This window comes from uncultured Maricaulis sp., assembly GCF_963975345.1.
Taxonomy (GTDB): domain Bacteria; phylum Pseudomonadota; class Alphaproteobacteria; order Caulobacterales; family Maricaulaceae; genus Maricaulis.
Genome location: NZ_CAXBGE010000005.1, coordinates 108,569 through 121,102 on the forward strand (window position 1 = coordinate 108,569; position 12,534 = coordinate 121,102).

Annotated in this window: 16 protein-coding genes; 8 read left to right on the top strand and 8 right to left on the bottom strand. The window is 60.7% G+C overall.

The annotated features are described in order from the left end of the window. The first annotated feature begins 26 nt into the window (after window positions 1-26). Together AAC029_RS06825 and AAC029_RS06830 are read left to right on the top strand one after the other, a co-directional pair. Window positions 27-1,052, top strand: a complete 1,026-nt coding sequence (locus AAC029_RS06825) for a hypothetical protein (protein ID WP_339745501.1) — start codon at window positions 27-29, stop codon at window positions 1,050-1,052. 65 nt (window positions 1,053-1,117) lie between these two features. Further along, entirely contained in the window at window positions 1,118-2,125 is a 1,008-nt protein-coding gene (locus tag AAC029_RS06830; protein ID WP_339745504.1) for a fumarylacetoacetate hydrolase family protein, read from the top strand. Window positions 2,126-2,218: 93 nt separating this feature from the next. Here AAC029_RS06830 and AAC029_RS06835 read toward each other — a convergent pair whose 3' ends face one another. Together AAC029_RS06835 and hspQ are read right to left on the bottom strand one after the other, a co-directional pair. Then, window positions 2,219-3,283, bottom strand: a complete 1,065-nt coding sequence (locus tag AAC029_RS06835; RefSeq protein ID WP_339745507.1) for an acyltransferase — start codon at window positions 3,281-3,283, stop codon at window positions 2,219-2,221. A gap of 131 nt (window positions 3,284-3,414) precedes the next feature. After that, window positions 3,415-3,744, bottom strand: a complete 330-nt coding sequence (hspQ, locus tag AAC029_RS06840) for a heat shock protein HspQ (RefSeq protein WP_339745511.1) — start codon at window positions 3,742-3,744, stop codon at window positions 3,415-3,417. Between the two features lie 294 nt (window positions 3,745-4,038). Here hspQ and AAC029_RS06845 point away from each other — a divergent pair, with 294 nt between their 5' ends. Further along, complete coding sequence (locus AAC029_RS06845) at window positions 4,039-5,055, top strand: Ppx/GppA phosphatase family protein (RefSeq protein WP_339745514.1); 1,017 nt, start codon at window positions 4,039-4,041, stop codon at window positions 5,053-5,055. Beyond that, window positions 5,052-5,816 carry an RlmE family RNA methyltransferase gene (locus AAC029_RS06850; RefSeq protein ID WP_339745517.1) on the top strand — a complete coding sequence of 255 codons (765 nt, stop codon included), beginning with the start codon at window positions 5,052-5,054 and terminating at the stop codon, window positions 5,814-5,816. The genes AAC029_RS06845 and AAC029_RS06850 overlap by 4 nt, the downstream gene beginning before the upstream one ends. A 75-nt stretch (window positions 5,817-5,891) precedes the next feature. Here AAC029_RS06850 and AAC029_RS06855 read toward each other — a convergent pair whose 3' ends face one another. Beyond that, the gene (locus AAC029_RS06855) at window positions 5,892-6,260 is read right to left on the bottom strand and encodes a DUF1304 domain-containing protein (RefSeq protein WP_339745520.1); all 369 of its coding nucleotides are present in this window, start codon (window positions 6,258-6,260) and stop codon (window positions 5,892-5,894) included. A gap of 187 nt (window positions 6,261-6,447) precedes the next feature. Here AAC029_RS06855 and AAC029_RS06860 point away from each other — a divergent pair, with 187 nt between their 5' ends. Both AAC029_RS06860 and AAC029_RS06865 read left to right on the top strand, forming a co-directional pair. Next, complete coding sequence (locus tag AAC029_RS06860; protein WP_339745522.1) at window positions 6,448-7,338, top strand: hypothetical protein; 891 nt, start codon at window positions 6,448-6,450, stop codon at window positions 7,336-7,338. A gap of 327 nt (window positions 7,339-7,665) precedes the next feature. Further along, window positions 7,666-7,878, top strand: a complete 213-nt coding sequence (locus AAC029_RS06865) for a hypothetical protein (RefSeq protein ID WP_339745524.1) — start codon at window positions 7,666-7,668, stop codon at window positions 7,876-7,878. Between the two features lie 80 nt (window positions 7,879-7,958). On the opposite strand, the gene AAC029_RS06870 is transcribed toward AAC029_RS06865, so the two are convergent. Both AAC029_RS06870 and soxR read right to left on the bottom strand, forming a co-directional pair. Beyond that, complete coding sequence (locus AAC029_RS06870; RefSeq protein ID WP_339745526.1) at window positions 7,959-8,813, bottom strand: metal-dependent hydrolase; 855 nt, start codon at window positions 8,811-8,813, stop codon at window positions 7,959-7,961. Window positions 8,814-8,971: 158 nt separating this feature from the next. After that, complete coding sequence (gene soxR / locus AAC029_RS06875; RefSeq protein WP_339745528.1) at window positions 8,972-9,430, bottom strand: redox-sensitive transcriptional activator SoxR; 459 nt, start codon at window positions 9,428-9,430, stop codon at window positions 8,972-8,974. Window positions 9,431-9,542: 112 nt separating this feature from the next. On the opposite strand from soxR, the gene AAC029_RS06880 reads away from it, so the two are divergent. Continuing rightward, window positions 9,543-9,926, top strand: a complete 384-nt coding sequence (locus tag AAC029_RS06880) for a VOC family protein (RefSeq protein ID WP_339745530.1) — start codon at window positions 9,543-9,545, stop codon at window positions 9,924-9,926. Window positions 9,927-10,216: 290 nt separating this feature from the next. Here the strand turns inward: AAC029_RS06880 and AAC029_RS06885 are convergent, their stop codons facing one another. The 3 genes from AAC029_RS06885 to AAC029_RS06895 all read right to left on the bottom strand — a co-directional run bounded on the left by AAC029_RS06885 (window position 10,217) and on the right by AAC029_RS06895 (window position 11,389). Beyond that, complete coding sequence (locus AAC029_RS06885) at window positions 10,217-10,630, bottom strand: hypothetical protein (RefSeq protein ID WP_339745532.1); 414 nt, start codon at window positions 10,628-10,630, stop codon at window positions 10,217-10,219. 55 nt (window positions 10,631-10,685) lie between these two features. After that, complete coding sequence (locus AAC029_RS06890) at window positions 10,686-10,994, bottom strand: hypothetical protein (RefSeq protein ID WP_339745534.1); 309 nt, start codon at window positions 10,992-10,994, stop codon at window positions 10,686-10,688. Window positions 10,995-11,056: 62 nt separating this feature from the next. Beyond that, window positions 11,057-11,389 carry a hypothetical protein gene (locus tag AAC029_RS06895; protein WP_339745536.1) on the bottom strand — a complete coding sequence of 111 codons (333 nt, stop codon included), beginning with the start codon at window positions 11,387-11,389 and terminating at the stop codon, window positions 11,057-11,059. 591 nt (window positions 11,390-11,980) lie between these two features. Between AAC029_RS06895 and AAC029_RS06900 the strand changes: the two genes are divergently transcribed. Continuing rightward, window positions 11,981-12,520 (top strand): hypothetical protein, encoded by a 540-nt coding sequence (locus AAC029_RS06900; RefSeq protein ID WP_339745538.1) that lies wholly within the window; start codon window positions 11,981-11,983, stop codon window positions 12,518-12,520. The last annotated feature ends 14 nt before the right edge of the window (window positions 12,521-12,534 follow it).

Sequence of the window (12,534 nt, forward strand, 5' to 3'; positions counted from 1 at the left end):
AGGACCGGACCGGGAGGGCGGATGCTGTGACCAAATCGCCGCAAATTACCGCCGATCCGGCCTGGTTTCCCGACGCACATGACGCCAATGCCCACGCGCTGCGATTGACCCGTGTGAGCCGCAAGACGCTGGCCGATCAGGCTTTCCTTGATGAACGCTGGGACCGATCCGGAGCCGAGCAGGTTTCCCGGCCCGTCAGTGATTTTGCGGCACTGGCGCTGCCCAAGCGGCCGCCGCGCTTTATCTGGCACACCGCGTTTTGCTGCTCGACCCTGCTGGCGCGCTGTCTCGACAAGCCGGGCACCAATCTCAGCCTGCGCGAGCCGGCCGCGTTGATGAGCTTGGCCAATATGAAGCGCACGCAGGGCGAGGCTACCTTGCAGCGCGAGCTTGGCCCCGTGCTGTCCCTCATGGCGCGCCCTTTCGTGCGACGCGAACATGTGACGATCAAGCCGACCAATACGGTCAATAATCTGATCGGCGATGTGGCGGCGCTGCTGCCCGACGCACGTCATTTGCTGCTCTATTCCGACATCCGCGCCTTCCTGCTCTCGATCGCCAAAAAGGGTGAAGCGGGGCGGGCGTTTGCGCGGCAGTTGTTTACGATTTTCGCGATGGACGGCCATGCCATCGCCCGCACCGATCCGCGCGATTTGTTCAAACTCTCCGATCTTCAGATCGCGGCCCTGGTCTGGCACATGCAGATTGCCGGCTTCCTTGATGCCGCCCGCGCCGGCGGGCCCGAGCATTACGCCTCGCTCGATGGGGACCGCTTCCTGCAGACGCCTGAGGCAGGTCTGGTCGCGGTCGATCAGTTTCTCGGCCTTGGCCTTGGCGGTGAGCATGCCCGCGCCACCGTTGAAGGTCCGATTCTTGGTCAGGATTCCAAGGACCCGACCCAGAGCCACAGCGCGAAGCGCCGCGCCGACGAGGCGATACAGACTGCGGCCGCAATCGGGCCGGCGCTCGATGCGATTATTGAGTGGAGTTACGGGCTGTTTCCGGCCTCGCCGCACGCCGGGGCGATGCCGCATCCTTTGCTGGCGAACTGATCACGCTTGCGCCACACTGGCCGCAGGCACGCCTCTGAAAATCACAACACGGGAAGTCAACGCACATGAAACTCGCCTCGCTCAAAAACGGTCATCGCGACGGAAAGCTTGTTGTTGTATCGAAGGATTTGGCCTGGTGCACTGATGCCAGCCTGATCGCGCCGACCCTGCAGGCGGCGCTCGACGATTGGGAGCGCTGCGAGCCGGCCTTGCGGTCGCTGGCCGATCAGCTTGTGCGCGGGACGGTGCCATCGGAACGCTTCCACGAGCGCGAGGCGCTTTCGCCTCTGCCACGCGCGTTTCAGTGGGCCGATGGCTCGGCCTACGTCAATCACGTCGAATTGGTGCGCAAGGCCCGCAATGCGGAAATGCCGGCGACCTTCTGGACCGACCCGCTAATGTACCAAGGCGGCTCTGACGCTTTCCTCGCTCCGCGCGCAGATATCCCGCTCGGTAACGAGGCTTGGGGCTGTGACATGGAGGGCGAGGTCGCGGTCATCACCGGCGATGCGCCCGCCGGCTGCTCACCCGATGTGGCCGCCAAGGCGATCCGGCTGGTGATGCTGGTCAATGACGTGTCGCTGCGCGGCCTGATCCCGGGCGAACTGGCCAAGGGGTTTGGCTTTTTCCAGTCCAAGCCGCCGAGTGCCTTTTCCCCGGTCGCCGTGACGCCGGACGAGCTCGGCAAGGCGTGGGACGGCAAGAAGTTGCAGGGCGAATTGCTGGTCAAATATAATGGCGAGCTGTTCGGTAAGGCCGAGTGCAGCACCGATATGACCTTCGATTTCGGGCAATTGATTGCCCATCTCGCCAAGACGCGCCCGCTCACCGCTGGCACGATTGTCGGCTCGGGCACGGTGTCCAACAAGCTCGATGGTGGACCGGGCAAGCCGATCTCTGAAGGCGGCGTCGGCTATTCCTGCATCGCCGAGATCCGCATGATCGAGACGATCCAGAATGGCAAACCTTCCACGCCCTTCATGAAATACGGCGATACCGTCCGCATCACGATGAAGGATGCTGACGGGCATTCGATTTTCGGGGCAATCGAGCAGGAAGTCGTCAAGGCCTGACGCCTGACGCTCCAGGGTTCAATGAAACAGGCCAGAACCGGTGACGGTCCTGGCCTTTTTCGTGTCTGTAATCCGCGTCCGTGGCCTGCGCCGTCAGATCGCGCTGGCAGGGCGTGGCAGGCCGGTTGGTTGTGAACCGGGCCGCCTGGGTGATTTCAGTCCCAGCGCCAGAGCCGGCGCGAAACCGCCTACTCGCATCGTCAGCATCTGGAACACCACGGGCGCACCGAGGCCGGCAATCATGCCGAGCGCGAGGCCGATGGAGGCGTTGGGCAAGCCGATGAAATTATAGACCATCTGCAGGCCGAGCGCCCCGAACATATGGTAGAGATAGATCGAGAAGGAATACTGTCCCAGCCAGGCCAGTGGCGTGATCGTGAAGCGGTGCATGATCAGCGCGCCGGAGAAGCACAGGCCCAGACCCAGCGCGACGAAATCGCGGCGCAGCAGCTCATGGCCCGGATCACTCAGCACGAACCAGGCATGGATCGCCAACAGGATCGCCAGGCCGCCGACCAGCGTGATCGAGACCAGCTGGCGCGGCAATTGTCCCACCTTGGCCAATTCCATCCGGTTGATCATCAGGCCAAGCGCGAAGAAGGGTGCCAGATATGGCGTGTGGAAGAAGGAGAAAAATTCGATGCCTTCGCCAAACGGCGTCAGGAACAGGGCTGAACTCACAACGAGGAAGCCGATCGCGACCTGTAGCGGGGCGCGTGGCCAGATCCAGTCGAGCGCGGCGATGATCAGGAAAATCGTCAGGATGGAATGCAAAAACCAGAAATGCGCATAGGGCTCGACATAGACCTGCCAGAACTCTGCCGGTGCGACCGCATAGGCGCCGCCGAGCACGGTATTGACGACCGCAAAGGTGGTTGCCGCGAACAGATAGGGCAGGAGCAGGCGGCGGCCCTTGGCGGTCAGGAATTTGCCGCCTTCACCGCGACGGATCGGGCGATAGCCATAGACGAAGCCTGACAGCATCGCGAACAGCGGCATGCGCAGATGGAAAAACACAGCCGAGAACAGCGCGAAGGGGTGATCCCAATCCAGCCGCAAACCATGGGTCGGCGCTTCGCCGATGACGTGAAAGGCCACCAGCAACACGCAGGCGAGCCCGCGTAGCGTATCGATTCCCATATTCCGGTTGTCAGTCATCAACTCACCCTGGATCGCCTGTGCCGGATGTATCAATCCGGCTCTATCCCGAAATGAGAGCAAGCCTCGGGCCAAATGCCCGCTGACGCCGCACGACGCTGCAAGCGGTTGCCGGCATGGTTTATGCGGGGTTAATTTGACGCTTGCGGCAGGGGTTTGAGGATATAGCGGGTGCCGTCAAAAGCCTCGAACGCCTCGTCGATTTGCGGGTGGCTGATCGGGCCATTTTCGGCGTCCGGCAGCAGGTTTTGCTCTGAGACATAGGCGCCGTAATAGCTGTCCTCATTCTCGGCCAGCAAGTGATAAAAGGGCTGATCGCGGTCGGGACGGACTTCCGCCGGGATCGCCTCATACCATTCTTCGGTGTTGGAAAATTCGGCATCGACATCGATCACCACGCCGCGGAACGGGTAGAGACGATGGCGGACGATATCGCCCAAGCCGAATTTTGATTCGCGCATTTCCATCACAACACTCTGAACCTTGCCGGTTAATTTCCCGTGGGCCAATCGCATACCATACCGCAGGCTCCGCGCGGCAAAGCGATCCTCCTTGCGTTACGCCACCTTGCGGCGGGGTGGAAGACGCGTATGCTGATCGTGAAGACTAAATTGGGCCAGAACGTGTTGCGCCAGCCTTCGCAGGCGCACCGTTATGGCGAGAGGACTGACATGGCGGAGCCTTCGCCCCCGAATGATTCGGGGACAGGATCCGCCGCACGCAAGCGGAGCGGGCGGCGCCGGTCGCCAACTCCCGTGTACGGCGCGATCGATCTGGGTACGAATAATTGCCGCATGCTATTGGCGCAACGCACCAGCGGCGGCTTTCAAGTGATTGATGCGTTTTCGCGCGTCGTGCGGCTGGGCGAGGGGCTGAACGCGCATGGCGTGTTGTCTCAGGGCGCCATGGACCGGGCCGTCGAGGCCTTGCGCATTTGTGCCGGCAAGCTGGCCCGCCATCCCCTTGTCCGCCATCGCGCCATCGCCACCCAAGCCTGCCGCGAAGCGAGCAATGGCGTCGCCTTTCTTGAACGGGTCAAGGCAGAGACCGGGATTGGTTTCGACCTGATCACACCGGAAGAAGAGGCGCGTCTGGCCCTGCATGGCTGTCTCGACCTGCTCGACGAGGCCAAGGATGCGGCGCTGGTGATCGATATCGGCGGCGGCTCAACCGAATTGTCCTGGGTCGATCTGGCCGCCTGGCGCGAGCGCGGCGGGCTGGAAAGTGGCGGCCGTCCCCCGGTGCGTTCCTGGACATCAACGCCGGTCGGCGTCGTCACCTTGTCCGAACGCTTCCCAGAGCGTGAAGATCGCCAAGCCTGGTATAATGAGATGAAATCCTATGCGCGCCAGCTGATGAAGACGCCGCGCGGTGCACGCTCCATGCGCACCCTGTTCTCCGAGGGACGGGCGCATCTGGTCGGCACATCGGGCACTGTCACCTCGATTGCCGGCGTGCATTTGCGGTTGCCGCGCTATGAGCGCTCCAAGGTCGATGGGCTGTGGATGAGCTGTGCCGAGGCCGAGGCCGCCTGCACCCGGCTGCGCGATCTCGATCTGGCCGGGCGCTCGCTCGAGCCCACCATCGGCAGCGACCGCGCCGAGCTGGTGCTGGCGGGCTGCGCGATCTATGAAGCGGTGGCCGAGCTGTGGCCGGCAGAAAATCTGCGCGTCGGTGACCGTGGCCTGCGCGAGGGCTTGTTGATCAATTTGATGCGCCGCAATAAATCACGCCGCCGCAAGAAGAAATCGCCGGGAGAGACCAGCACATGAGTGGACCTTCGGACGAAGACGACAACAAGCCGGCCGGCGACACGCCGCCGGTCGACGACAATAAGCGCCGCCGCCGCGTTGGCGGTCCGGTCACCAAGGGTGGTGACAGCCGTGCCTCGAAACAGATGTTCGAGCGCGTCAAGACCGCGCGCGGCCGCAAGACCTCGTCAAAGAACTGGCTGCAGCGCCAACTCAACGACCCCTATGTCAAAAAAGCCCAGATGGAGGGCTATCGCAGCCGCGCCGCCTACAAGCTGATCGAGCTCGATGAACGCTTTCACTTCATCCGGCCGGGCATGCGGATCGTCGATCTCGGCTCGGCGCCGGGCGGCTGGCTGCAGGTCTGCGTCAAGAAGGGCGTGGCTGAAGTGATCGGGATCGATCTCCTGCCGATTGACCCGATCGATGGCGCGACGATTTTCGAGAAGGATTTCACCGAGCCCGACGCGCCTGACATGGTCAAGGCGGCGATGGGCGGCCCCGCCGACGGCGTCATCTCCGATCTGGCGCCCTGGACCACCGGCCACAAAAACACCGACCATGTCCGCATCGTCGGCCTGGTCGAACTCGCGACCCTGTTCGCCTTCGAAACCCTGAAACCGGGCGGTTTCTTCATCGCCAAGGTCTTCCAGGGCGGCGCCGAAACCGAATTGCTCGAACAGCTCAAACAACGCTTCGGCAAAGTCCGCCATTTCAAGCCGGCCTCAAGCCGATCCGAAAGCGCCGAGACGTTTTTGATCGCGATGGGGTTCAAGGGCTGAGCGGGGGAAAAAGGGGACAGGTATAATTAACGCGGCGAGACGGTAGTGCTTTACTGGCAAACCGTCGGGGACGCGTTAATTATACCTGTCCCCTTTTTGTGTAAAACTCAACACCAGCGCCACAGCCGCCGGCGCAGCCTGGACGTACAGTATCGTCGGGCTGGCGGTCATCGCACCGAATACTCCCGCAGCGATGGCGCAGAGCAGGAAGACGCGGGTAAATTCGCGATTTCCGCGCAGCACCGCCCAGGCCAGTCCGGCCGCGAGAAACCCGTTATACAGGCCCTGATTGGCGGCGAGGGTGGCTGTTTGCGCGGCTTCTTCGGCGGTGAGCCCGAAGACCTGCATCCCGGCCTCGCTTTGCCAGAGGAACATCTCCAGCACCAGAAAGCCGACATGCTCGGCAGCGACAATCAGCGCCGCAATCATTGCGAGGATACGCATCATCAGCCTCCAGCTTTTTTGCCGCTGTCGCGCTTGCTGCCGACGAAGCCAAGCAGGAATTATTCGATGTGTTGGCATCGTCGATGTGATCCCTGATGCAATCACGCCGCAAGACTTTTAACAAGCTGGTGGCGATCCGGCCGGGAATTGGTTAATCGCATTGATGGCCTTGCGCGTCGGAGAAATCATGCGTCCCATCAACCAAGTGCTCCTGTTGCCAATCATTGTTGCCATGGCGCTTCTGGCTTCCTGCGCGTCGCATCGGGGCGATGGAGGCGAAACAGGTTTGAGCATGGAGCGATGCGCTCCTGACTCGGAAGCCACCTCCCTTCAGGGGTCGAGGCTCCGCATTTGCGGTATCATCAACCAAAGGCTTGTGGATTCTATATCCTCGATAGAGACGCCCATTAGCGCGCTTTATATCGAAAGCCGCGGCGGCGGCGAACCATCTACATACCAATTGGCTCAGCTTGTTAATGCGCGTGAAATCGAGGTTCATTTTGTCGGTATATGTGCCTCGGCATGTATCTCTTTCTATCTCCAGGCGGAGCGCGTGACTGTGGGGCCCGAGGCGCTTTTTTTGGCCCACGCCTCTGCCTATGGCCGCGTTTTCATGGTCACACGCAGCGATGAATGGCGTGATCGGTTTTCAGAGCATTATGATGGCCGGGCCATTGCCAGTGCACATGATGTTCTCGAAGCAATTAGCTTGGGATACCGCAATAATGTGCGCGACTACTCGCTGGAGTCGACCGCTGCGATTGGTCCAATTTGTGCCGGTGGTTTGGCGGACAACCGATTGATACTATCTCAGGCAGGGAATCTCTTATTTCGAAGCGAATATGATTTCTGGATTCTGACCCAGGAAAGCCTGATTAGATGGAGATCCGGGTTGAGCGCCGACGGATCTCTCAGCACTTATGATGAGACGATACGCCAGAGATTGTTGGCAAATCAGAGCTTTTTCCAAGGCCGTAGATTGCGTCCGATTTTGATTGACGACCAAGTCCGCCTGGCGGGCGAATGGATGCGTTCAAAACCGTCTTTTGACCTTTGTGAGACTCAGGGCGCTTCGTGAAGGCCGATTTACGGTCAGCACTCCTGTTTCCGCTCGACGTCTTCCCTTGGTTCACTCCGCCGCGCCGGCAAACTTCTCCTGCCAAGCGGTGAGGGTGGCGCGATTGTCATGATCCCATGAAAACGCGGACAGGCCCAAGTAACGCGTTCCGGACGGTTGTCAGCAAAGGCGCCGTGGCGCGTCAGCGTTAATTATACCTGTCCCTTATCTACTCCGGCCCGCAAAGGAGTGACTGTCCCAATCCATCCCTTGGATTTTTCCGGCTTCTGTTGCTCCCCGGAGAATTTCACTTATGATTGTCGCCACCAAATGGGCGAGGCTCCAACCATGAAGAAGTTTAACTGGCTGCTTTGGGTAGGCTTTAGTAGCGGGATGTTTGTCTTGCTGGTCGCGTTCCAATATTTTTTCCCGGCTTGGGGTGATCAGCGGGACTACTCTTTCCTGCTTGCCAACGCGGTGATTTCCGGATTTCTCTACACCCTTATAATGCCCTGGGTGACCAAAAAATTTGGATCGAAGCCAAAGGGTAGCGACGACTAGGCCACGGCGCTCTTGAGTGGGTGACCGTCATGCTCGGCACCCGCATCGGGCTCAGGAGATCGAAACGCCGCCACACGCAATCACTCCGCCATCGCCGTAAACTTTTCCTGCCAGGCGGCCATCGTGGCGCGATTATCATGGTCCCAGGGGTGAAAGCCCGGCTTATACCAGGCCCAATAGCTGCGCCAGCCCTTGCGGAACAGGCCCGGTTTGAACAGCAAATACCACAACACCTTCGCCCGCGCCGTCCACTCGCTGACGCCGTCGGCGATCAGCAATTTGGAGGCGTAGCGGCTGATATTCGAGGTGAAGAGCAGGGTCACGATCATCATCACCTTGATGCGCAGGAAATAGCGCTGCCGCGGCGTCCACTTGGCCGTCACCTGCTGGAAGACGTCGAAGGCGACGGCCTTGTGCTCCGTTTCCTCCAGCGCATGCCATTGCCACAGGCGCAGAATATCCTCGTGAGTGCCGTCAAACACGCTGCCATCCTCGAGCGTCACCTCGGCCATCATTGCGGTGAAATGCTCCAGCGCGATGGTGACGCTCAGCATCGCGATCGGTCCGCGCTCGCGAGTGATTTGGATCCGTTGGCGGATTTCCGCTTCGATCTCATCGATCGGATAATGAGCCCGGTCCAGCCCGCCATTCAGCGCCACATGCTCGCGCGAATGGATCGCCTCCTGCTTGATGAAGGCCTTCGCATCCTCGAGCAGCTTGCCGTTCAGCTCACCGCGATAATGGCGCACCGCGTCCATGAACAGTCGCTCGCCATCGGGAAAGGTCAGCGACATCGCATTGAACACCGCCGTCGCCACCGCATCGCCGCCGAGCCAGGCCTGGCCGCTGGCCGCCTGCGTCGCGAAATGGATATCGCGCGGCGTGATGGTGAGATCGTCGGGTGTGGTCTTGGTGGCGCGGTGAGGGGTGGTCATGGGGTCGGGTCCTGAAAACGCTGTGCTTATAATGAACGCTGTTCACTCTTGGCGCTACCGAAAAAGGGGACAGGTATAATTAACGCGGCGAGACGGCTGTGCCTGGCTGGCGAACCGTCCGGGCCGCGTTAATTATACCTGTCCCCTTTTTCACCCCTTCACGCCTTGCGCCGCCGGTCGCCCATCAGATAGCGCGGGCCGGCGCCCTTGGCGGCGATGCGGTCGTCGGGGTTGTAGAGGGCGCAGGCTTTCAGCGACAGGCAGCCACAGCCGATACAGCCATCCAGCCGGTCGCGCATCAGGGCGAGGGCGGCGATGCGCTCGTCGAGCACCTCGCCGAAACGGGCGCTGATCTGCGACCAGTCGGCTTGCGTCGGCGTGCGACCCTGCGGCAGGCCGGCGAGTTGCTCGCCAATTTCCTGGATCGAGAAGCCGAGCTTTTGCGCGATCAGAACGAAGGAAATCCGCCGCACATCAGAGCGCAAGAAGCGCCTTTGTCCGCCGGCATTGCGGCTGGATGTGACCAAGCCGCGCGTTTCATAGAAGCGCACTGCCGAGACGGAAACGCCCGTGCGTTCAGCGAGTTGTCCTATGGATATCAAATCATTGGCCTGCATGAAATGCCTCCCTCGCCACGACTGCAATTTGGCGCTTGACCTCAACTTAAGTTGAGCAATTAGGCTTGGCAAATCACGGCCCGCACCGGGCGCCACGCCGTCAGGAAAAATCATGAAAACTGCCATGCTCGAACATGTGAACGTCACCGTCGCCCAGCCGCAGCAGAGCGCGGATCTGATGTGCCGCCTCTTTGATTGGCACATCCGTTGGAGCGGCCCGTCCGCGATGGGCGGCCAATCCGTCCATGTCGGCACCGACACCGCCTATCTCGCGCTCTATTCGCCCGAAAAGCTGAAACCCGCCGCGCCCCGCTCGGGTGCCACACGCGCCAATCTCAACCATATCGGCATCGTCGTCGCCGATCTCGACGCCGTCGAAGCCCGCGTCATCAAAGCCGGCTACCAACCCACCTCCCACGGCAATTACGAGCCAGGTCGGCGGTTCTACTTCGACGATGAAAACGGGATTGAGTTTGAGGTGGTGAGCTATGGGTGAGGGGGCGGGGGGTCGCCCCTGCGCCCGGGACATGCACCGGCTGGACGCCTGTAGCGCGCCGCCGGGGTTGGCAAAAGGTGACGCCGGGTTTGTCAGCGCGTTGAGCCGCGTTCGAAGCGACCTCAATACGCCTTAGAGCGCCCTTCGAGCGTCTCTCCTAATCGGCACCCCGATCAGTGCCACTCGCTCTCCTCGCATACCCCTGGAGCCGGAGGAGCCGCGCCGCGACCACGACATAGAGGTCGACCATGTCCAAATAGGCCGATTCATAGTCCTGGCACATGCGGTCTTCAGGGGGTGTCGTGATCGGGATTATCTCCCTCGGCGGCTCCATCATGGCCGGCGCCGGCGGCGCGTAAGGTAGCGTTGGCTTCACCGACGGCGTGATCGATGAGCACGCTGCGGTCAGGATCGCTGGGGCAATCAGCGCCAGCAGACAAGCGCGAGAGTTCATTGCGGATACCTCCAAGGGTTTGACGCCAATCACCAGTGATGCGCGCGATTTCTTCGCCGTCCTGCAGGGTGTGCTGCAAATCGACGAGGAAGGTGGATTGGGCTTGGCGCAGGGCTGCGTAGTCTGCAGCCTGCTGCGCTTGGCCTCGACGATCCCAGCCATCAACACGGCCTCCGGCATACAAGCATCCGGAAAGCACGGCCGTCAGGACGGCCCACGTGATCCAGTTCGATAGCGTGGCATTGAACATTTGATTCTCCCCGTCAGGCTCGACGACGCAGTAATCAGCGTGGATTAGCGGCGGCCTATTTCGCCGCGCCCATGTCGCCACAGAAGTCGGCGATCGCGTGGGAGACGATAGCCCACCTCATGCTTGATAGGCTTTCAACCAGTGTTGCCGCGTCCGCGTCCTCAAGCTGGATCTCAGTGGCATCCGGCGCGAGGGCGTTGACCGCATCAATAATGCGCAGGCGCTTGGCCATGTCTTCAACCCTGATGCCGCCCTGTGAAGGGTCGACGCGGCCTACGACCGTCTTAATCAACTCGCCGTAGTTGGTTTCTGACGCCTGTTCGTTTGGGTCCAGAAGAACAGTTTTAATGGGAAGGGTTTTCATGTGATCGCCTCTTTTCAATCTATGAGCGGACTTCGCTCGGGTTAGGATTTTGTGAGTGTTTTCTAGGGCTCGCGGAACACCTGAGCTTCTTCTGCCTCCAGTTGTGCGGCCAGTGCGAGGTCTATCGCAGTCTCGCGCTGCGAAATGAAGTCCTCTCCGAGCCACCCCCGGCGCTGGGTCTGAACCTCTTCAGGCGTTGCTCCGGGCACCTGTAGGCGAGCCTCGAAATTGCCAGGGTCTGGTTCTCCCAGTGTCTGAACACCGATGTGGCGAACGGTGTTTTCATCCTCATCCGTAACAACAAGCTGCCAATGAACGGCAGTGACGACACCGATGAGTCCGTCTTTGTTTTTCCCGTCCACCGGGCCGAAATTCCATTCGTGTTCATTGGCCATAGTTCTGATCTCCATTACCAAGTAGATAGCGCGCACCGCTTCCAAGTATTGTCCGCAATGCAAACGTAAATATGTCCAGCATCCCAGGTTATTGTACCTATGGGGCTCGCAAATGTTGCAGAAGGAATTGTAGCAGGAATACGAAGTCGAACTGTGTTCGAGTTAATGTCCAATGCTGCGGTAGCGGCAGTCACGTTTATTCCTAGTGCCCCAAGACCAGATGCAGCGTCGGCGTCCCAGGTCATGCCGTCGCCACCGCCGCTATTCCTCCAAACGAAGTCCCCTGTGCTATTGATCAGCGCCTTCACATCAGAGGCTGTGAAGGCGCTAGCATCAGTGGCTCCACGGTTGTAGAAAGCTAGGCTCCCAACGCCTTGGGGACCGGTGCGGATCATACCGACGCCACTCTTAGGAACAGAGGTTTCACCTGCCGCCCATGAGGTATTAAACCCTAGCGCAACTGCGGCTGAGGCCCCCGGATTGTCATTATGCACTTGAGCCAATATCTGGAGACTATCGTCCGCCCCAAACACCTCTAATTTTGATCCGGGCGTACTTGTGCCGCCGATAATGATGTCGCCGGCGGCCAATGTGGCCACAACAGCGGCAGCAGCGGCAGCCGCGCTTTCTGCGGCAGAAGACGCGCTTGCAGATGCCGATGAAGCAGATCCCGCAGCAGCAGTTTCTGACGCTGCGGCAGAAGCCGCTGATGTCGAGGCAGCGGCTTCTGACCCGGCTGCGGCAGTGGCGCTCGCGGCGGCAGCGGTTTCTGACCCGGCTGCATTGGTTTCGGATGTCGAGGCCGCAGTTTCTGACCCAGCAGCGGCACTTGCGCTCGTATTCGCCGCTGAAGCAGATGCGGCTGCATTGGTTTCGGATGTCGAGGCCGCAGTTTCTGACGCTGCGGCAGAAGCCGCTGATGTCGAGGCAGCAGCTTCTGATCCGGCAGCGGCAGTGGCGCTCGCGGCGGCAGCGGTTTCTGACCCGGCAATGGACGTTGCACTTGCGGCGGCAGCGGTTTCTGATCCGGCAGCAGCGCTTGCGCTGGCGGCGGCAGCGGTTGCGGAAGCTGCTGCCGCAGCAGACAAAGAGGTCGGGGAACCCCAGCTTCCCGAAACCTTTGGTCCGTAGAAGTCCTGATTCAC

Coding starts and splice junctions, on each gene's coding strand:
- AAC029_RS06860 (WP_339745522.1), top strand. CDS start 6,448: ATGCGTCCCATCAACCAAGTGCTCCTGTTGCCAATCATTGTTGCCATG.
- AAC029_RS06865 (WP_339745524.1), top strand. CDS start 7,666: ATGAAGAAGTTTAACTGGCTGCTTTGGGTAGGCTTTAGTAGCGGGATG.
- soxR (WP_339745528.1), bottom strand. CDS start 9,430: ATGCAGGCCAATGATTTGATATCCATAGGACAACTCGCTGAACGCACG.
- AAC029_RS06850 (WP_339745517.1), top strand. CDS start 5,052: ATGAGTGGACCTTCGGACGAAGACGACAACAAGCCGGCCGGCGACACG.
- AAC029_RS06880 (WP_339745530.1), top strand. CDS start 9,543: ATGAAAACTGCCATGCTCGAACATGTGAACGTCACCGTCGCCCAGCCG.
- AAC029_RS06830 (WP_339745504.1), top strand. CDS start 1,118: ATGAAACTCGCCTCGCTCAAAAACGGTCATCGCGACGGAAAGCTTGTT.
- AAC029_RS06895 (WP_339745536.1), bottom strand. CDS start 11,389: ATGGCCAATGAACACGAATGGAATTTCGGCCCGGTGGACGGGAAAAAC.
- AAC029_RS06885 (WP_339745532.1), bottom strand. CDS start 10,630: ATGTTCAATGCCACGCTATCGAACTGGATCACGTGGGCCGTCCTGACG.
- AAC029_RS06890 (WP_339745534.1), bottom strand. CDS start 10,994: ATGAAAACCCTTCCCATTAAAACTGTTCTTCTGGACCCAAACGAACAG.
- AAC029_RS06835 (WP_339745507.1), bottom strand. CDS start 3,283: ATGACTGACAACCGGAATATGGGAATCGATACGCTACGCGGGCTCGCC.
- hspQ (WP_339745511.1), bottom strand. CDS start 3,744: ATGCGCGAATCAAAATTCGGCTTGGGCGATATCGTCCGCCATCGTCTC.
- AAC029_RS06855 (WP_339745520.1), bottom strand. CDS start 6,260: ATGCGTATCCTCGCAATGATTGCGGCGCTGATTGTCGCTGCCGAGCAT.
- AAC029_RS06870 (WP_339745526.1), bottom strand. CDS start 8,813: ATGACCACCCCTCACCGCGCCACCAAGACCACACCCGACGATCTCACC.